At 63.6% G+C, this 19603-nt stretch carries 18 protein-coding genes; 7 read left to right on the forward strand and 11 right to left on the reverse strand.

What is annotated here, in order from left to right; genetic code table 11:
* From QZ653_RS07065 to QZ653_RS07075, 3 genes are all read left to right on the forward strand, one after another.
* On the forward strand, window positions 1-2557 hold a 2557-nt coding region (locus QZ653_RS07065; protein ID WP_296418926.1), incomplete at its 5' end, for a hypothetical protein.
* A 48-nt stretch (window positions 2558-2605) separates the two neighbouring features.
* Window positions 2606-4519: a cation:proton antiporter gene (locus QZ653_RS07070; protein ID WP_296418928.1), complete on the forward strand. Its 1914-nt coding sequence runs from the start codon at window positions 2606-2608 to the stop codon at window positions 4517-4519.
* Window positions 4516-4911 carry an NUDIX hydrolase gene (locus tag QZ653_RS07075; RefSeq protein WP_296418930.1) on the forward strand — a complete coding sequence of 132 codons (396 nt, stop codon included), beginning with the start codon at window positions 4516-4518 and terminating at the stop codon, window positions 4909-4911. The genes QZ653_RS07070 and QZ653_RS07075 overlap by 4 nt, the downstream gene beginning before the upstream one ends.
* Window positions 4912-4996: 85 nt before the next feature.
* On the opposite strand, the gene cobT is transcribed toward QZ653_RS07075, so the two are convergent.
* Window positions 4997-6007, reverse strand: coding sequence for a nicotinate-nucleotide--dimethylbenzimidazole phosphoribosyltransferase (gene cobT / locus QZ653_RS07080; protein ID WP_296418933.1), 1011 nt, complete (start codon window positions 6005-6007; stop codon window positions 4997-4999).
* A 78-nt stretch (window positions 6008-6085) separates the two neighbouring features.
* On the opposite strand from cobT, the gene QZ653_RS07085 reads away from it, so the two are divergent.
* A complete protein-coding gene (locus QZ653_RS07085; RefSeq protein WP_296418935.1) occupies window positions 6086-6859 on the forward strand; it encodes an adenosylcobinamide-GDP ribazoletransferase in 774 nt (257 codons plus the stop codon).
* Window positions 6860-6947: 88 nt separating this feature from the next.
* On the opposite strand, the gene QZ653_RS07090 is transcribed toward QZ653_RS07085, so the two are convergent.
* Both QZ653_RS07090 and QZ653_RS07095 read right to left on the reverse strand, forming a co-directional pair.
* The gene (locus tag QZ653_RS07090; protein WP_296418936.1) at window positions 6948-7688 is read right to left on the reverse strand and encodes an FG-GAP repeat domain-containing protein; all 741 of its coding nucleotides are present in this window, start codon (window positions 7686-7688) and stop codon (window positions 6948-6950) included.
* A 1-nt stretch (window position 7689) separates the two neighbouring features.
* Window positions 7690-8013, reverse strand: a complete 324-nt coding sequence (locus tag QZ653_RS07095) for a 2Fe-2S iron-sulfur cluster-binding protein (protein ID WP_296418938.1) — start codon at window positions 8011-8013, stop codon at window positions 7690-7692.
* Window positions 8014-8237: 224 nt separating this feature from the next.
* On the opposite strand from QZ653_RS07095, the gene QZ653_RS07100 reads away from it, so the two are divergent.
* The gene (locus tag QZ653_RS07100; protein ID WP_296418939.1) at window positions 8238-8783 is read left to right on the forward strand and encodes a peptidoglycan-binding domain-containing protein; all 546 of its coding nucleotides are present in this window, start codon (window positions 8238-8240) and stop codon (window positions 8781-8783) included.
* A 4-nt stretch (window positions 8784-8787) separates the two neighbouring features.
* Here QZ653_RS07100 and QZ653_RS07105 read toward each other — a convergent pair whose 3' ends face one another.
* Window positions 8788-9564, reverse strand: coding sequence for a 2OG-Fe(II) oxygenase (locus tag QZ653_RS07105; RefSeq protein WP_296418940.1), 777 nt, complete (start codon window positions 9562-9564; stop codon window positions 8788-8790).
* 121 nt (window positions 9565-9685) lie between these two features.
* A complete protein-coding gene (locus QZ653_RS07110; protein WP_296419039.1) occupies window positions 9686-11104 on the reverse strand; it encodes a Do family serine endopeptidase in 1419 nt (472 codons plus the stop codon).
* Window positions 11105-11486: 382 nt separating this feature from the next.
* Here QZ653_RS07110 and QZ653_RS07115 point away from each other — a divergent pair, with 382 nt between their 5' ends.
* Window positions 11487-12176: a Crp/Fnr family transcriptional regulator gene (locus QZ653_RS07115; RefSeq protein ID WP_296418942.1), complete on the forward strand. Its 690-nt coding sequence runs from the start codon at window positions 11487-11489 to the stop codon at window positions 12174-12176.
* On the opposite strand, the gene QZ653_RS07120 is transcribed toward QZ653_RS07115, so the two are convergent.
* The 5 genes from QZ653_RS07120 to rpiA all read right to left on the reverse strand — a co-directional run bounded on the left by QZ653_RS07120 (window position 12173) and on the right by rpiA (window position 16918).
* The gene (locus QZ653_RS07120) at window positions 12173-12373 is read right to left on the reverse strand and encodes a DUF2065 domain-containing protein (protein ID WP_296418944.1); all 201 of its coding nucleotides are present in this window, start codon (window positions 12371-12373) and stop codon (window positions 12173-12175) included. The genes QZ653_RS07115 and QZ653_RS07120 overlap by 4 nt on opposite strands.
* Window positions 12373-13263 carry a protease modulator HflC gene (gene hflC, locus QZ653_RS07125; RefSeq protein WP_296418946.1) on the reverse strand — a complete coding sequence of 297 codons (891 nt, stop codon included), beginning with the start codon at window positions 13261-13263 and terminating at the stop codon, window positions 12373-12375. Before hflC ends, QZ653_RS07120 begins: the two co-directional genes overlap by 1 nt.
* Window positions 13263-14471, reverse strand: coding sequence for an FtsH protease activity modulator HflK (hflK, locus tag QZ653_RS07130; protein WP_296418948.1), 1209 nt, complete (start codon window positions 14469-14471; stop codon window positions 13263-13265). Before hflK ends, hflC begins: the two co-directional genes overlap by 1 nt.
* A gap of 72 nt (window positions 14472-14543) precedes the next feature.
* Window positions 14544-16019: an FAD-dependent oxidoreductase gene (locus QZ653_RS07135; protein WP_296419041.1), complete on the reverse strand. Its 1476-nt coding sequence runs from the start codon at window positions 16017-16019 to the stop codon at window positions 14544-14546.
* Between the two features lie 110 nt (window positions 16020-16129).
* Window positions 16130-16918, reverse strand: a complete 789-nt coding sequence (gene rpiA / locus QZ653_RS07140; protein ID WP_296418949.1) for a ribose-5-phosphate isomerase RpiA — start codon at window positions 16916-16918, stop codon at window positions 16130-16132.
* A 222-nt stretch (window positions 16919-17140) separates the two neighbouring features.
* Between rpiA and QZ653_RS07145 the strand changes: the two genes are divergently transcribed.
* Window positions 17141-18514, forward strand: a complete 1374-nt coding sequence (locus QZ653_RS07145) for an L-serine ammonia-lyase (protein WP_296418952.1) — start codon at window positions 17141-17143, stop codon at window positions 18512-18514.
* A 3-nt stretch (window positions 18515-18517) separates the two neighbouring features.
* On the opposite strand, the gene QZ653_RS07150 is transcribed toward QZ653_RS07145, so the two are convergent.
* Entirely contained in the window at window positions 18518-19492 is a 975-nt protein-coding gene (locus QZ653_RS07150) for a zinc-dependent alcohol dehydrogenase (protein WP_296418955.1), read from the reverse strand.
* Window positions 19493-19603: the final 111 nt, after the last annotated feature.

Below are 19603 nucleotides of genomic sequence, written 5' to 3' on the forward strand. Positions count from 1 at the left end.
GCCTGAGCCTGAGCCTGAGCCTGAGCCTGAGCCTGAGCCTGAGCCTGAGCCTGAGCCTGAGCCTGAGCCTGAGCCTGAGCCTGAGCCTGAGCCTGAGAAATCCGAACCCGTTGACGCGCCGGACGTCAACCCGCCGGTGTTTGCATCGCGTTTGCGCGCAAGCCGTGCGGATGGTGCCCCCGGCGCACCTGTCACCCCTGACGCGTCCACGCCTAAGGGGGCAAAGGTTGCTTCCGATGCGACCGCGCCCCGCTCCAACGGGCGGGCGGAACCGACATTTGCACGCCGAAGCGAACCGTCCCTCGCTGTTCCCACAGGCACCGGTCCGACGGTCGCACCGGCCATCGCGGCCCCCGCGCGCGCCGATCTATCTGCGCCGCCCGTGGCAGCGCCCGATGCCTCCGCCCCGTCAACGCCGGCGCAGGCCCCTGCCATCACCGGTGAGGCCCCGACCGCCGTCTCTCCGGACATCGCCGCGGCCACCCTGCAGGTCGACCCCGACCCTGCCGGTACCCCCGACGCCGCCCCGTCACGCAGCGCCGGCGCGGCCGCGCTTGGGGCCGCGACAGCCGTGGGCGGCGCTGTGGGCGGTATGTTTGCCAGCCGCCGGATGGCACGTTCCGACCGCAAAGAGGCCGACCGGAACGTGGCGGAAACCGCCGATGCACCCGCCGACCGGACGGTCTTCGGCGCCCGCAAGAAAACCCGTGGCGCCAAAAAGGTCGTCGGCGGCAAGCCGCGGTTTCTGGGTCTGATCCTCACCGCAGTGTTGCTGTTGTTTCTTCTGGCGGTCGCGGCCTTTGCAGCCCTGTCCAATGAGACCGTGGCGCGTTGGTTCGGCCTGGGCCCCCAAGACACCGAAGTGGCCGCGCAGGATCCCGCAGCCGCTCTGCCGGACAGCCCCGCCGACGCGCCCGCCGCCGCCCCTGTCGAGGCCGCCTCCACTGTCCCCGAGGCACCCGAACCGGTGGCACCCGAAACCGGCAATGATGTGCTTGATGCGGCGGTCACCGCACCCGCGGGTCAGGTGCTTACCCCCGAAGAAGCGCAACGGATTTATGCGGCAACCGGTGTGTGGCAACGCGCGCCCCGCATCCCGCAGGTGCCGCGCACAACGACGCTGGACGCCCTTGATCTGGCGGCGCGTCCGCGCCCCGTGGCACGCGCGGGGGCCAGCCCGCTGGCCACTGCGGACAGCGTGGCCGGGGATGCCGTGATAGCCACACCGGTCGATCCCCCGCCCCCGACAGCCACCTTCAACTTTGGTGCCGATGGTCTGATCGTGGCCACTCCCGAAGGATCCCTGACGCCCGACGGCATCCTGATCATCGCCGGAACGCCGCCCCTGAACCCGCCCGCGCGTCCGGGCACTGTCGCGCCCGAAATTACCCCGCAGGACCAGTTGGCCGCCGTTGTGCCCGACACCGCAGCCCCCCTGTCCGACGCCCCCGAAGGCGTCATTGTCATTTCCGGCAGGCCCGCCATCACGCCGCCCATCCGCCCCGGCACCACCGCCCCCGCCGATCCCCCCGCCGTCGACGCCATTGCCGCAGGCAACGCACCATTAATTGCAACCGATGGATTGATTGTTCTGGCCGGATCGCCGCCCGTCCTGCCGCCCGTACGGCCCGGCACTGTGGCCCCCGCCGCGACGCCCGCACCGGTTCTGCCAGAGGCTGCCCCTGCCCCGCAGCCCCTTACCGAGCCTGTGCCAACGCCCGCAACGCCGCCCGAAGGGTTGAACGTCATCGCTGGCCCGCCACCTGTCCTGCCACCCGTGCGGCCCGGAACACTGGCCCCGCAACAAGATGCTGCCGCCAGCGCGCTTGCCACCGATGTCACCGCCGCTCTCGCCACCTCGACCGCGCAGGTCCCGACTGCGGATACCCCGCGCCCGCTGGTGCGTCCGGCAGCGGTTGTGCAGGCCGCCGTGGCCCGCGCAAATACGCCTGTGCTGGGCAATCTGACCGCTGTGCAAGCCGCAGCCTTCCGGCCACAGACGCGCCCCGCCGGACTGGCCCCGCCCGCGCCTGAGGCTGTGCCGGAACCGGAAACCCAACCCCAAACAGCAGAGGCTGCGCCGCCGGCCACCGGCCTTCTGCTTGCCCCCGAGATTGCCGCTGCAGTGCAGGCCGCCGCCTCACGGCCGCAGACCATCATCAACCCGACCCGTCAGGCCGTGGCCGTGTCCGAACGCCCCGACACGCGGCCCCGCAATATGGCGCGCATCGTGGAACGCGCACAGGCCGCACAGGCCCGCGCAGCGACACAGGTCGCAGCCGCCGCACCGCGTGCCGTGCAACCCAGCGGCCCGACAGGCAGCGCCGTTGCGCAGAACGCGACCCTGGACAACGCGATCAACCTGCGTGACATCAACCTCATCGGGATCTATGGCGGCTCCGGCGACCGGCGCGCCCTTGTGCGGCTGTCCAACGGACGCTACCAGCGTGTCACCGTGGGGGACCGGCTGGACGGTGGCCGCGTGACAGCGATCAGCGCCGCGCGCCTCAGCTACACCAAACGGGGCCGTGCCATCACACTCGAAGTGCCGGGCTAAACACCCGTCGGTCTTGCCAAGACCCCGCGACTGGTCGATAGCTGCCCCATGCAAGAGACACTCCTCCTCGCCACATTGCTGCTGGGTGCGGCTGTGATTGCCGTCCCGCTGGCCTCCCGTCTCGGGCTGGGGTCGGTGCTGGGGTATCTTCTGGCCGGTATCGCCATCGGGCCGCTGATCGGCGCAGAAGCGGCAGAGCTTCAGCACGTGGCCGAATTCGGCGTTGTCCTGATGCTGTTTCTGATCGGGCTTGAACTGGAACCGCGTGCCTTATGGGGGATGCGCCACCGCCTTGTGGGTCTGGGCGGGTTGCAGATCGCGCTGTCCGCGACGCTCATCACGCTGCTCTTTGCGGGCTTGGGCCAACCTCTCGCCACGGCCTTCGCCATCGGGCTGATCTTCGCGCTGTCGTCTACTGCCATCGTCCTGCAAACCCTGTCCGAAAAAGGGCTGATGCAGACGGCGGGCGGGCGCAACACGTTCTCTGTCCTGCTGACACAAGACATTGCCGTCATTCCCATGCTTGCGATCCTGCCCCTTCTGGCCCTGCGCGCGCCGGTGACAATCACCCAGGACGGGTCGATGACGCGGGCCACTGACGACGCACAGGATGCGACCCACCACTCCATGAGCCTTGTTGAGGGCCTGCCCGGCTGGGGCGTGACCCTTGTGACCATCGGGGCGGTGGCCGCTGTCGTGCTGGTGGGCATCTACCTGACACGGCCGGTGTTTCGCTATATCCATCAGGCGCGGCTGCGTGAAATGTACACCGCCTTCGCGCTGCTTATTGTGGTGTCGATCGCTGCGCTGATGGGGCTGGTCGGCCTGTCGGCGGCCCTGGGGACCTTTTTGGCTGGCGTCGTTCTGGCGAACTCGGAATTCCGGCACGAGTTGGAAAGCGATCTGGAACCGTTCAAGGGCCTGCTGCTGGGGCTGTTCTTCATCACCGTGGGGGCCGGTATTGATTTTGGGACCTTCGTGCAAAACCCCGTCGGCATTCTCGCCCTCACCGCCGCCATCATCGCACTCAAAGCGGTCGTTCTTTATGCGCTGGCCGTGATGTTCCGCATCAAAGGCCGCGCACGCTGGCTCTTTGTCCTCAGCCTTGCGCAGGCAGGCGAATTCGGCTTCGTGCTGATTGCGTTCTCCCTGCAACAGAATGTCCTGTCCGAAGGCCTCGCGGCCGACCTGCTTCTGGTGGTGGCCCTGTCCATGCTGGTCACGCCGCTGATGTTCATTCTCTATGACCGTCTGTCGCGCCGGATGGAGGACCACGCCCTTTCCCAACCTGCCGATGACATCGACCAGAAAGGCACCGTGATCATCGCAGGCATCGGGCGGTTCGGTCAGGTGGTCAACCGGTTGGTGCAAAGTTCGGGCTTTTCAACCGTGGTCCTCGATCACAGCCTCCAGACGGTGCAACTGATGCGCACCTTCGGCTTCAAGGGCTTTTTCGGCGACCCCACACGCCCCGACATCCTGCATGCAGCGGGCCTTGATGACGCCTCGGTGCTGGTCGTGGCCCTCGACAGCAAGGAAGCGGCGGTCAAACTGGTGACCTATGCCCGCGCCCACCGGCCCGATCTGCACATTGTGGCCCGCGCCCGTGACCGCGTCCATGTCTATGAACTCTACAACGCCGGTGCCAACGACATTGTCCGCGAACTCTTTGACAGCTCCCTGCGTGCCGGTCGCTACGTGCTGGAAAACCTCGGCCTGTCCGAATTCGAAGCCGCCGAGGCCGAGATGAATTTCTACCACTACGACCGTCACATCCTGCGCGAACTGGCCGAGGTCTGGGATCCGGACATCCCCATCAGCCAAAACCCCGCCTATGTTGAACGCGCCCGCGCCGCCAACCGCGATCTTGAGGCCGCACTGGCCGACCGTCTGGACCAGTCCGAACGGATCGGGCGCAGGCCCGGCGGGCGCACGCCGCCAGACACCCGCCCGCGCACATGATGCAGCCCGGTGCCAAGATCATTCTCTTTCATGACGCAGCACTGGTGACCCTTTTGCGCGACGACATCGCCTCTATCCCCTTCCCCGCTCACTGGGATCTGCCGGGCGGCGGTTTGGACGCGGACGAAACCGCGCTTGAGGCCGTCCTTCGCGAAGTCCGCGAAGAAATCGGCCTGCGGATCGACCCCGCGACCTTCGTTTGGACAAGACGTTACGGTCTGGATTCGACCTTGTTTGCAGCCCCCATCAGCCCCGCCCAGATCAGCGAAATCCAACTGGGGGACGAGGGGCAACGCTGGACGATGATGCCCATCGCCGCATTTTGCACCCATCCCCGCGCCATCCCCCACTTCCGCCCCCGCGTGGCGGAATTCTGGGAAAGCCAACGATAATGGCAAGGCGCTGACGCCCCCCCTTCTTCTGATCCGGAAACTCCGGGGGGAGGCCGTCAGGCCGGGGGGCAGCGCCCCCAGCCCCCTAACCGGCGGCCACACCGGCTTCGGCAAAGGTCGCCATGCCCGAATGACAGGCCACCGCCCCTTTCAGAACCCCGATCGCCAAAGCCGCGCCTGACCCTTCGCCCAGCCGCAGACCCAGGGACAACAGCGGCTCTTTTTCCAGCCCGTCCAGCAAACGGCGATGCGCGCCCTCTGCGGACAGATGCCCGGCCACTGCGTGATCCAAAGCCCCCGGCGCCGCCTTCTCCAAAACAGCCGCCGCTGCCGAACAGATGAACCCGTCCAAAATAACCGGAATGCGGTGTGCGCGGGCCGCCGCAATCGCGCCTGCCATCGCCGCCAACTCGCGCCCGCCCAGACAGCGCAATGCCTCCAGCGGATCACTCACGTCATGCAAGGCCAGCCCTTTGGCCACAGCATCAATCTTGCGCTCTAGCCCCGCATCATCGACGCCTGTCCCGCGTCCGACCCAGTCTTCGGCGGTCCCGCCCAAAACCGCGGCGGCCACAGCGGCAGCCGAGGTCGTGTTGCCGATCCCCATTTCGCCCGTGACCACCAGATCGGACGTCGGGTCAACGGCGGTCCAACCGGTGATCAGTGCCTGCACCACCTCGGCCTCACTCATCGCGGGGCTTTGGGTGAAATCCTGCGTCGGCATCTCCAGATCAAGGGCGTGCACATCCATTCTGGCACCAAACGCGCGGCTCAGCTGGTTGATCGCCGCCCCGCCGTGCTCGAAATTGGCAACCATCTGCACCGTCACCTCCGGCGGAAAGGCCGACACGCCCTGCGCGCAGACCCCGTGGTTGCCTGCGAAAATCAAAACCTGCGGTGCCTCCAGCTTGGGTGCCGCATCGCCGCGCCAGCCCGCATACCAGATCGCAAGATCCTCCAGCCGCCCCAATGCACCGGGCGGCTTGGTCAGCTGGGCGTTGCGGTCGTTGGCTGCCGCCAGTGTTTCCATATCCGGCCCCGGGGCCTGCTGCAAAACAGTGCGAAAGTCATCCAAGCTGGCGAAGGGAACAGTCATATCAGGGCCTCATTGCAATCCGTTGGGCCAATCTCTACCCATTGAAACGGGATTGACCAGACAGGAAACGGCAGGCCGATGCAAAAGGACGACCAAAGCGCATTTGTGGCGATCACCGATGTTCCCGCAGCGCTTGGTTTGCTGTCACGGCTGCCCGTACCGGTGGACTTCGACACCGCCCGCGCCCGTGGCCCCAAAGCCGCCTGGGCCTACCCTGTGGCCGGTGCGATCCTGGCTTGCCTGGCCGCAAGCGTGGCGCAAATCGCCCTGTGGTCCGGCCTGTCAGCGCCTTTGGCGGCCGCCCTTGCCTTGACGATGCTCATCGTCACGACCGGCGCCATGCACGAAGACGGGCTGGCCGATTGCGCCGACGGGCTTTGGGGCGGCTGGGACGCCGCGCGCCGGTTGGACATCATGAAAGACAGCCATATCGGCGTCTACGGTGTACTGGCGCTGATCCTTGGCCTGTTGCTGCGCTGGCAGGCGCTGACGGTTGTCGTTGGCGCAGGTTCCCTCTGGGCGCCCCTCATCGCCACTGCCATGATCAGCCGCGCTGTTATGGTGCCGGTTATGGCCCGCCTGCCCCATGCGCGCAGTACGGGGCTCAGTTATTCTGTGGGCCGCCCGTCTATCGCTACCGCGCGGCTCGCCGAAACCCTCGCGGCCCTTGCGGCGATCATCCTGCTGGGTTGGTCCGGCCTTGCCATGATCCTTGTGGCGCTCCTGACCGCCACGGCCTGCGCCCTGATTGCCAGGTCAAAAATCAACGGCCAAACCGGCGACGTCCTCGGGGCCACACAAAATCTGACGGAAATGACCGTGCTGTTGGCCCTTGCCGCCCTCGTGACCTGAGCCCACGGCGCACGCCCTGCCCTTTCTCTGGTTCAAAAATACCTAAAAAGCGTCACACGCCCCAAGTTGCCCCGCTCAAGGTCAGGCGCTACCGGCAGGCCAGAGCCGCCTCTACCGCAGCCGGCGAAAACGGCCCGAGCGACGCCGTCTGCAACGCCCCCTCAACGGCCCAAGTCACCATCACATCAGACCAATCCGCATCAGCGGTGACCAGCTCCGGTATGCCCTCGCACACCCGCACGCCACCGGTGATGAAATCCTCACCAATGCGGTGGTTGGTCAGCCCGCCCAGTTCCATATCCAGAACCAGCGCCTCCCCGTCCCATTCGAACACCCGCAGGACTTTGGCAAGGTGGGGCCGGTCGATAAACGCCACCTCGATCCGTCCGTCGCCATCCAGATCGGCCGCCCCGATCGGGGCCAGCCAGCGGTTCGTGCGTCCGATGTGCGGGGTTTCGGCAATCTTGCCCGTCTGGTCATAAACCGCCAACGACCCGCCACGGGCCATATCCGTCTCGATCACCACGACCTCCGGCACCCCGTCACCGGTGATGTCCCACAGGCGCGGGGCAAGGTCCTCGAACACGTGATCCTGGGGCAAGGTCACGCGGTAGCGCAGGCGATTGGACCAATCTTCGGTCTCGATCACCAGTTCGGTAAATTCCACACCATCGCCCAGAATTGCATGGCCATAGCGCGTGGTCGGCCCCTCGAACCGGGCACCGGTGATCTCTTCGGCTGCCGCAGGGGACGCCAGCCCCATACACATCGCCAGCCCCGCGCCGCGCACGAAACAAGGCACCGCACGCAACAGCCGACGCGGCGCCATGCTAGATCTGCTTCTCGGGCATCTGGACCACAAGACCGTCAAGATCATCAGTCACTTTCAGCTGGCATGTCAGACGGGACTTTGCGGGATCAGGTTCATAGGCGAAATCCAGCATGTCTTCTTCCATCGCGTCCTTGGCTGGCAGCTTTTCCACCCAGGCCGCGTCCACGTAAACGTGGCAGGTGGAACAGGCACAAGCACCGCCGCAATCGGCCTCGATGCCCGGAATGCCGTTGTCGCGCGCGCCCTCCATGACGGTCAGCCCGTTGGCGACCTCCACCACATGCTCTTTGCCGCCATGCTCGATATAGGTAATTTTTGCCATGTCCCTCAGGGCCCCTTTTGCAAACAACTGTTGCCCCTTTGATAGGCCGCCAGACCGCGCCCCGCCAGTGGGTTTTTGCACCCCCGTCATCACATATAGGTGGCACGAAAACCTCACGGCCTGTGCCGATCTGCCCCCGCCACATATTGCGCGCTTTGCCAGATCGCGGTTTCGCAGTAAACATGCCTTAACCAGAGGCGAAACGCCCACATGAATGAGAGCAGATGACCCCACCCTTTCGCGCCCTTGCGCTGCTGCTGACCGCAGGTCTGCTCAGCGCCTGCCAGACGCCCGACGTTACCCGTTCGGCCGTGTCGCCAGGCGATGCCGCCATCGCGCCGCTGGCCGATCCGGTGGTGGTCGACAGCGACACCGGCACCTGTTTTGCCCGCGCCACCACACCGGCCCTGATCGAAACGGTCACGGAACAGATCATGGTGCAGCCCGCCCTGATCCGCTCGGACGGCACAGTGGAAACACCCGCCGCCTTTCGCACCGTCACCCGCCAGCGTATCCTGCGCGAACGGCGCGAGGTCGAATTCGAAACCCCCTGCGCGGCCGTTCTGACGCCACCGTTCATTGCCTCCGTCCAGCGTGCTCTGCTGGCGCGCGGGTATTATCGCGGCCCCATCACCGGGCGGTATGACACCCGCACCCAGCGGGCGGTGGAACGGTACCAGACCGATCAGGATGATGTGCTGACGTCCCAGCTGACATTGCGGACGGCGCGCAATCTGGGGCTTGTGGCCCTGCCCCGCGATGCACTTTGACCACTCAGGTCAGCCGCCCGTAAAACGTCATCCGCGCATTTTCCGACAGCGACACGCCAGCGGCGTCGTTGTAGGCCAGCACGGCCAGCATCCGCATCCGGTCGCTTTCATTGGGCGACACACGGTGGATGGAATTTCGCCCGCGAAACAGCACCAAAGTGCCCGGCTCCATGGCGAGGACCTGCGGCGCGGTGCGTCCCTCCAACAGGTCCGCAACGCCTTCGTAATTCATGTCGCCAGCCACCGCGTCACGCAGGTCCTTGATGTATTCAAACCGGCTGCCCGCATCCGGTTTCTGGATCAGCAGAGTGATTGCAAAGGACGAATTGTCGAAATGCCACCCCAACTCCTGCCCGCGTCCCGCATAGTGAATGTTGATCGACGACAACGGGTCCGCATAGGGATGCAGGTCCGCCTGTCCGGTGACGCCGGACACAAAGCGTCGGAACGCGGGGCTGTCATAAAGCGCGCGCAATGGGGATGCCGCAGGCACCACATCATCGCAGATACACCCCTTGGACGAGGTCACTTTGACATTGGCCGGATGGGTCGGCCCATAGGCCGGATTGTCCGGCGTCAGATAGACAGAATGATCCTGTGCGCAAAAATAGGCCAGCGGCAACCCCGCCTCAGCCTCCGCCTGCATCTGTGACAGGGCTGCGGGCTGGATGAAATCCGGTAAAGCCAGAACACCTGTGGTGTCCAGCGTATCGGCGCAGCGCGCCAGAAAGGCAGCGTCCTCAACGGGATAGGTTTTCAGATCAATCAATCGGTCCAGCATCACAGCGCCCCTGAATTTTCGCCCTTACGCTAAGGCGAATTTACAGGGCGCAACACCCCCCGCCAGGACAAAAAAGGGCGCCCCCGCAGGGACGCCCTCATATGATCGGATGTGGGAGGGGTCATTCCAACCCAAGCGCCACGAACCGTGGTGCGCCGTCGCGGCGGACAAGCAGCAGCAGCGACTTGCGCCCGCCCTCCTGTGCCTCTTCCACGCGGGCCTCGAAATCCGCGATGGTCGCGATTTTCTGCTGGCCGGCTTCGGTGATCAGGTCACCGGACACGAGACCCTTTTCCGCAGCCTCGGATCCCTCCTCGACCTCGACAATGACCAGACCCGCATCACCGGTGATCCCCATGGCCTCGGCCATTTCGGGCGTCAGTTCGGACAAGGTCATGCCCAGCATGTTGGTCGTCTCGGGTTCGGCCTCTGCCCCATCTTCGGGGAAGGCCGCAGCCTCGGCGGTTTCACGACGGCCCAGCGTGACGGTCACGTCGATCATGTCGCCTGCACGCAGAACCTCAACCGGCACGTCTTTGCCCACGGGGCTGTTGCCCACGATCTGGACCAGTTCGCGAGTGTCCTCGATCTCGACCCCGTCAAAGGTCAGGATGATATCGCCCGCTTCAAGACCCGCGTCCTCAGCCGGTCCGGGGGGCACATCGGTGACCATGGCACCGCGTGCCTCGGCCAGACCGTCGATGGCATCGACCATATCCACGGTGACGTCCTGAATGCGCACGCCCAGCCAGCCGCGACGGGTTTCGCCGAACTCTTCCAACTGGTCGACCACATTGGTCACAACCGCAGAGGACATGGCAAAACCGATCCCGATGGATCCGCCGTTGGGCGACAGGATCGCCGTGTTCACGCCGATCACGTCACCGTCCATGTTGAACAGCGGCCCGCCGGAATTGCCACGGTTGATCGCCGCATCCGTCTGGATGTAGTCGTCATAGGTGCCCTGCAGCGACCGGTTTCGCGCCGACACAATCCCGGCGGAGACAGAGAACCCCTGCCCCAGCGGGTTGCCCATCGCCATGACCCAGTCGCCCACACGGGCACCTTCACCGTCACTGTCGCCGAATTCGACGAACTGCAGCGGCGTGTCATATTCGACCTTCAGCAGCGCGATGTCGGTGTTGGGGTCGGTGCCGATCAGTTCCGCCGGCAACAACTCCGACGGCTGTCCTTCGCCCGGGAAGAACTCGATCTCGATCTCGTCCGCGCCCTCGATGACGTGATTGTTCGTCACGATGAACCCGTCCGCCGAAATCACAAAACCCGATCCCAACGCGGACGACCGGCGCGGTTGATCACCACCGCCCCCGAAATCGTTGAAGAAATCCTCAAAGGGGGATCCTTCGGGCACCACGCCCTGCGGCCCCGTGCGTCCGGCCACAACGGTCGATGTGGTGATGTTGACCACCGACGGGCTGACCTGCTCGGCCAGATCGGCAAATGTCTCGGGCCGGTCCTGCGCGAAAACCGGCACCGCCGATGCCACGGCAAGCCCGACAGCAATCAGACCCGCCAGCATCCACGAAGACCGTACCTTCGCAGTTTCGTCCTGCGTCGCGGTCACGGCCACGGCGCCCTTTTGTCTGGATGTGTTCACCAAAGGAACCTCCTTGATTGGTTAAACCTTCGTGATGACCCGCCCTGCCGGGCCATGCTCTGGTATGAATGTAGGGGGCGTGGCCCGCTTCGCAACGTCTATCGTGTCGCACACACGCAGCCGTCATCAGATCGTGAAGGGTGCTACGTCAATTAATCCAAGACATATCAGTCGCTTGTCCGTCCATCGGCCAGCGCAAACCGCGCGACTGACCGACGGGTCGCATTTTTCTTGCCCCGTCGGGTCAATCTGGGACAGGCTGCCGTCCAGTGGCCATCCCACACAGCGCCACAAGGAGAAGGGAATGGACACACTATTTACGCCAGCTGTCCTGATTGTCTGTGCAGGCGGGGCCTTCGCCCTTGGCTACCTGATCATCCACCAAATGGCGCTGCGGACGCTGATGCTGATCGGGTCCGCGTTTTATGTGGCCTATTACGCAACTGCCGCGCCGACGCCGTTATGGGGGGCCATCTACACGACCCTCGCCATGATGGTGACCAACCTGATCGGCATGGCGGCACTGGCCGCACGGCGTATGCGGCTGTCCCTGCCCCGCGCCCATGTGGATATTTACGACAGGTTCGACGTTCTGACGCCGGGGGATTTCCGGCTGGTGATGGGACGGGCGGAACGCCTTACACTGGACGCCGCGCACACTATCACGACCGAAGGGCAGCCAAACACGCATCTGTATTACGTGATCAGCGGTCGCATCACTGTGGTCAAACGCGGTATCCGGTTTTCCTTGCCCGAGGGGCTTTTCGTGGGCGAAGTGGCCTACCTGCTGGATACAGATGCCAGCGCCACCACCCGTGTCGAAAAAGGCGCAGAAGTGATCCGCTGGGATCTTCGGACATTGCGCAGGACCGCCCGCCGCAATCCGCGTTTCAAACTCGCGATTGATGCAATGGTGTCGCGCGATCTGGCGGGAAAGGTGGCACAGGCGGTGTCGGTGCAGTCGGTCCCGGTCACGTCGCCGGCGGCCGACTAACCCAACGCCCCCAAAGCCGAGGCCAGCCAGACAAGCGCCAGCCCCCCCGCCATGGCCGCCAGCCCCACAAGGCGGCGCGCTTCTATCGACATCTGGCGCAGGGCCGCCAGCAGGTCTTCGACAAGCGAAGGGGCCAGTGCGTACACCAGCCCCTCTACAATCAACACCAGCCCGAAGGCCAATATCGCGATGCTCATTACTGACCCGTCACCGGTGCGGCGGTGCCGTTCTCGTTCCTCAGATAGTCGAAGAACTCGTGATCAGGGCTCAGAACCAGCCGCGCATTGCCCGTACCGATGGCTTTGCCATAAGCCTCAAGAGAGCGGTAGAATTCAAAGAATTCCGCGTCCTGTCCGTAGGCGCTGGCAAAAATACCGTTGCGTTCGGCGTCCGCCTCACCCTGAATAACGCGGGCTTCGCGGTTGGCGTCAGACACCAGTTCCACGACCGTCCGGTCGGCCTGGGCTTCGATCCGCTGGGCGGCCTCGCGACCACGGGCGCGTTCGTCCTCGGCCTCGCGTTCCCGTTCCGCGATCATCCGTGCGAATGTCGCATTCAGGTTTTCTGCCGGCAGGTCGGTGCGCTTCAGTCGCACGTCGATGATGGTCAGACCCAGCGCATTGGCCTCCGCGATGGCGGCATTGCGAATGCGCAACATCAGCGCCGCACGATCGGTGGACAGGATGTCGTTGGACGACACCGAACCCAGAACCTCGCGGGTTTCAGCGCGCAGGATGCTGTCCAACCGGCGGGCGGCGGCGTCTTCACCGCCTGTACCCACGGCCTGACGGAACCGTTCCACATTGGAAATCCGGTAACGTGCAAAGGCGTCCACGATAAGACGACGGTCATCCAGCGGCGTCACCTCCAAAGGGTCCACATCCAGCGCCAGAATACGGTCGTCATAGCGCACGACCTCCTGAATCAGGGGAATCTTGAACCCGATGCCGGGTTCTTCCTTGACCTGAACGATCTGACCGAACTGCAGCACCAGCGCCTTTTCACGTTCGTCCACGATAAAGATGGACGACAGCGCAGCGGCAATGACAATGACGATCACGGGCAAAGCAAAAGCAGAACGGTTCATCAGTTCGACCCTCCGGTTGTCGCTGTCGGACGGCGGACTTCGTTCAGCGGCAGATAGGGCACAACCCCGCCCCCGCCTTGTCCGTTGTCATCCAGCAAGATGATATCGGTGGACCCGAACACAGCCTCAACCGTTTCAAGATACAGACGTTGGCGCGTCACCTCGGGGGCCTTCTGGTATTCCTCCAGAACGGCCAGAAAACGGCTCGCCTCACCTTGGGCTTCGTTGACGACACGGGCACGGTAGCCTTCGGCGTTTTCCAGCACACGGGCCGCGTCACCACGGGCCTGGGCTGTCACACGGTTTGCGTAGGCATCCGCGAGGTTTTGAAGACGGTCACGTTCCTGTTCGGCGTCCTGCACGTCGCGGAAAGCCGCAAGTGGCGATGTCTGGCGCGCGTTGCCGTCAATATCTTCGACGGTCACCATGGCCGACGGCGGTTCCACCGCCTGCAGGTTCACACGGATGATGTTCACACCCGCATTGTAACTGTCGAGGGTTGTCTGCAACTGGTCCATCACACCATCGGCAATCGCACCACGATCCCTGTTCAGGATCGGGGCCAGTTCGGACTGGGCGATGATTTCACGCATGGACGATTCCGCCACGGCGGCAATCGTTGGTGCGGGATCTGCGAGGTTGAACAGGAACCGTTCGGGTTCGGTGATGTTCCACACCACCTGAAAGTCGATATCGACGATGTTTTCGTCGCCCGTCAGCATCAGGCCCGCATCGGCAGCGGCACCGCGTCCGACGCCCACATCAATGGTCTGTTCCTGCGTGACGTTCACGATCTCAGCCGTGACAAAGGGCCACGGTGCAAAGTTCAGGCCCGGCTGGCCGATGGACGAAAACTCACCCAGAAACAATTCAACCGACTGCTGTTCCGGCCGCACTGTGTAAAAGCTCGAGAACGCCCAAAGCGCCACAGCCGCCAGCGCCCCGAGGCCGACCATGCCACGGGTGATCTGAGGGCCACCGCCGCCCGCGCCACCACCACCGTTCATGCCGCGACGGCCATCGCCGCCACCGATCAGAACGCGCAGTTGATCCTTGGTTTTGTTCACAATTTCATCAAATTCCGGGATCTGGGGTTCATTCGGTCCGCGACGTCCCCCGTCCCGTCCGCCATTGGGGCGAAACCGGTCCTCGTCGTCACCGCCGTCATTGCCTCCGCCCCCCCAGGGGCCGCCATTGTTACCAGCCATTAAGCCTGTTTTCCCTTGTTGCTCGGCCCGTCGGTGGGCCGTGGTTTATAAGTGGGTGTCAGCGCGCCGAATTCAAGCGGTTCTCACCGGATCGCGCATTGTCACCAGTTCTTCGGAAATGGTCGGATGCACAGCGCAGGTCGCATCGAACTGCTCCTTGGTTGCGCCCATCTTGATCGCCACACCTGCCAGCTGGATCATCTCTCCGGCATGGGGGCTGACGATATGGCAGCCCAGAACGACACGGGTTTTCTGGCTGACAATCAGTTTCATCAAAACGCGGTCGGGACGTCCGGCAAAAGCCGTCTGCATGGGCCGGAACGAGGTGCAGTACACCTCGACCGGTTCCTGATCGCGCGCGTCTTCCTCGCTCAGCCCGACAGTGCCCATTTCGGGCTGGGTAAAGATGGCCGACGGGATCAGCTCATGGTCGACCTTGGTCGGGTTGCCCTTGAACACGGTTTCCACAAAGGCCATGCCTTCGCGGATCGCCACAGGCGTCAGTTCCACCCGTTTGGTCACGTCGCCAATGGCGTAGATGCTGGGCACCTTGGTCTGGCTGTACTCATCCACGACGATTTCGCCACGGCGGCCGATTTCGACGCCGGCCTCCTCCAGACCGAGCCCCTTGGTGGACGGATCGCGGCCCGTGGCGAACATCACATGGTCAAACACGAGCTCCTTGCCGTTGGTGGATTTCACCCAGATCGGGCCCTTCGCAGCCTCGGCAGTGTCGCTTGTCGGGGTCTCGCCGATACCCTTGGCGGCCTCGGCGGGGGCACCCATTGCGGCATCGCTGCCAGTGGGCTGGGCGCTATGGTCGGGGCGGTCTTCAGCGGGGGCCATTTCGACGATGTTGGTGCCCACGTGGATATCAATGCCCTTCTCGCGCATCATATCCGCAATCAGGCCACGGGCCTCTTCGTCAAATCCGCGCAGGATTTGCGCGCCGCGATAATACAGCGTCACATCCACACCCAACCCGTTCAGGATACAGGCGAATTCACATGCGATATAGCCACCCCCGATAATCAGGATCGACTTGGGCAGCTGCTTCATCTGGAAAATATCATTGGACGTGATCCCCAGTTCCGCATTGGGCAGATCGGGCCGTGACGGATGGCCGCCCGTAGCCACAAGGATATGCTTGGCGGTCTTCTTGGTGCCGTCCGCCATCTCGACCGTGTGGGCGTCGGCCAGTTTCGCACGGGTGTCGAAAATCTCCACGTCGGAACTGCCCAGCAATCCGCGATACACCTGCTCCAACCGGTCCAGTTCGGTGTTCAGCCGACCGCTGAACTTGGGCCAGTTGAAATCACCGTCTTCCACGTCCCAGCCATAGCTGCGCGCATCGTTGAACATTTCACGATATTCCGACGCAAACACCATCAGCTTTTTGGGAACGCATCCGCGAATGACACAGGTGCCCCCCATGCGGTATTCTTCGGCCAGCGCAACCTTGGCACCCGTCGCCGCAGCCACACGCGCGGCGCGCACCCCACCGGAGCCGCCACCGATAACAAACAGATCATAGTCGAATTCGGACATTTCTACGGGGCCTTTCGTCTGGGCTGTCATGGGTCCACGCCGGTAAATCACAGCCCGCAGGCGAAGGCCAGACAGCGTGCCCGCCCCCTCACCTTTCCGTCAGCAACCGTTTATTCGCCCAGATCGGCAAACAGGTTGTCAGTCTCGACAAATTCGATCCGCGTTTCGTTGATCGACCCTTCATTGATGTCGCGCATTTCCACCCGACCGTCGCCATGCCCGATCACCACAATATCGCAGATGTCGATGAACAGACCGTTTTCCACCACCCCCGGTATCTGGTTCAGAACAAGGGACAATTGCCGTGCGTTGCCGATGCGGTTGAGGTGCAGATCAAGGATGTGATTGCCCTCGTCTGTATAGAACGGGGCCTCTGCGTTCATGCGCAATGTCACCTTTCGGCCCAGCACATCCATCCCGACCAGAGTTTCCTCTACCAGCACCTTGGTGGTCTGCCAGCCAAAGGGCACCACCTCAAGCGGAAGGGGAAACCCGCCCAGCGTTTCCACCGATTTCGACGCATCGGCAATCACAACCATCTGGTCACTGGCGGTCGCTACGATCTTTTCCTGCAACAACGCCCCGCCGCCGCCCTTGATCAGGTTCAGGTTGCCGTCATATTCGTCCGCGCCGTCGATGCTCAGATCCAGCCATTTCGCCTCATCCAGAGAGATCACATCAATCCCCACCTCGCGCGCCAGTGCCGCCGTCCGGCTTGATGTCGGAACACCGGTAAACCGCAGCCCCTCATCCTGCACCCGTTCCCCAAGACACCGGACAAGCCACGCCGCCGTCGATCCCGTTCCAAGACCGACCTTCATGCCGTCCTCGACATATTGGCTGGCCTGCTTTGCGGCCACGAATTTTGCCTTGTCGATGGGGGACAGATCGGATGCCATGGGCCATTCCTCATAGGGTATTTTTCGCAAGTATAGGCAAACCGCCGCGCGGGGGCTACTCCTTCGCGTGCTGTTAAGGTCAATGGGTTAACTTTTCGTGTGACGCTCCACGGGGCAGCATAGGATCGCTTGCGCAAATCTTCCTCAAGACGTCGTTTTGGCAAGGTTGCACAACGGCGGTTTTGGCCAGACTATCCCCAAGCAATCCAAAAGGCGGGCCCCATGTTTCTTTCGGTCTTCGATATGTTCAAGGTGGGCATTGGCCCTTCGTCGTCGCACACCATCGGCCCCATGGTCGCCGCCGCACGGTTTCTGGATCATCTGCGCGCACAACCCTTTGCAGTCAAAGGCTTACGGGCGTCTTTGCATGGGTCCCTTGCCTTCACCGGCGTGGGCCACGCCACCGACCGCGCGACGGTCCTTGGCCTTGCGGGGTTTCGCGCCGACGACTACGACGCGGACAAGGCCGAGGCGGAACTGGCGCGCATCACGGCAGAGGGTACGGTCCACCCGAAGGGTCTGGAAACACTCACCTTCCAGCCCAAGGACCATCTGGTGTTCGACTACGGCCCCGCCCTGCCCGGCCACGCCAATGGCATGATCCTGATGGGCACCGACGCACAAGGCGATGTGGTCACGCAGGTGACCTATTACAGCATCGGCGGTGGCTTCGTGCTGACCGCCGATGAACTGGCCGCAGGGGCCGACAAGGACGACGGCGCACCGGTGCCCTATCCGTTCAAAAGTGCCGCTGAAATGCTGGAAATGGCTGAACAAAATAACCTCAGCATCGCGCAGATGAAACGCCAAAACGAACTGACCCGACGGTCCGCTACCGATCTCGACGCGGGCCTTGACCGGATTTGGCAGGTGATGACCGACTGCATTGATCGCGGTTTGACGACAGATGGCATCCTGCCCGGTGGCCTGCAGGTCAAACGCCGCGCCAAGGGCATCCATGATGCGCTGAAGGCCGAGGCCGGCGTAAACCTCACCGCGCCGCACACCATCAATGACTGGATGTCCACCTACGCCATGGCCGTGAATGAGGAAAACGCCGCTGGCGGTCAGGTCGTCACCGCCCCCACCAATGGCGCCGCTGGCGTCGTGCCCGCCACCATCCGCTACTACATGGACCACGTGCCCGGCGCACGCCGCGCAAAAATTCCCGAATTTTTGCTGACTGCGGCGGCGATTGGCGGGTTGGTCAAGTTCAATGCCTCGATCAGCGGGGCAGAGGCAGGCTGTCAGGCCGAAGTCGGGTCCGCCGCCGCTATGGCCGCTGCCGGTTTGTGTGCCGTTTTGGGCGGCACCCCCGCGCAGATCGAAAATGCCGCCGAAATCGCGCTGGAACACCATCTGGGCATGACCTGCGATCCCGTGCGCGGGCTGGTGCAGGTGCCGTGCATCGAACGCAACGGGCTGGGTGCGATCAAGGCGGTGTCTGCCGCATCCCTCGCTATGCGTGGTGATGGCACCCATCTGGTGCCCCTCGATGCCGCGATTGAGACGATGCGCCAGACCGGTGCGGATATGTCTGAAAAGTATAAGGAAACGGCGCTGGGCGGCCTTGCTGTGAACGTGCCGAACTGCTGAGGGCTAGGGCGTCAGAATGATGCGCGGGGGCGCCACATGCCCGGCTTCAAGATCGACAAAGGCTTGCGGCGCGTCTTCCAAGGGGCGGACCTCGAACCAGTCAAGCGGCCCCAGACGTCCGTCAAAGGCCGCATCTGCCGTCTGTTCGAAATCCATGGCACTGTAGGTGTAGGTGCCGATGATCGTGACCTCGTGCAGGGTCAGACGTCGCATATCAAATCCGCCTGTCACATCATCCAGCCCGATATGCCCGATAATTCCGCCCGGCCGCACATGGGCCGAGGCCATTTGCCGTGACGCCACGCTGCCAACAGCATCAATAATAATATCGAACTGCGCCAGTCCCAAATCCTGCGGGGCCATGTCCTGATCGCAGTGATCACGCAAAAACGCGCGTCTGGTGGGGTTCGATACGGCCATGACTGTCTCTGTGACGCCCTGCGCCTTCAGGCCCAGCGCCGCTGACAACCCGATCGCGCCGCCGCCAATCACCAGCGCTGTGCGCCCCCGTGGAAACGCGCGCCGGCACAATCGTGCGACGTGCCACCCGCAGGCCAGCGGTTCAATCAGGCTGGCCTGCTGTGTCGACACCTCATCAGGGACCAAAATCAGGTTGCGTTCGGGCACCTGCACCTGTTCCGCGAAAGCCCCCTGACGCGGCGGGATGGAGACATTTTCGCGATACAGACACAGGTTTGTTTGCCCCGCCTGACAGAACTCACAGGTCCCGCAGAAAATCAGCGGATTGATCACGACCCGTTGGCCGCTGAACCGGCCACCCGTCGCCACGCCTGCGGCTTCGTGGCCCAGCACCAGCGGCACCGGTCTGCGATCATCCTTGCCAAGATAGGCAAGCCGGTCTGCGCCGCAGATGCCCGTCGCCTCAATGCGGACGATGACCTCCCCCTCGCGGGGGTCGGGGTCGGGCACATCGGCAAGGCGCAAGCTTTGCGCGGCGTCAAGGATAATGGCTTTCATGGATAATGCGGGCCTTATAGGGGCGGGGTATTTTGCCAAACCTAGCACAGGTCCGCGACAAACGAAGGGCAATCGCTGACACATTCCGTCACCATCGTGTCACTTGAAAGG

It is taken from the genome of Pseudooctadecabacter sp. (assembly GCF_020627745.1).
Classification (GTDB): Bacteria; Pseudomonadota; Alphaproteobacteria; order Rhodobacterales; family Rhodobacteraceae; genus Octadecabacter.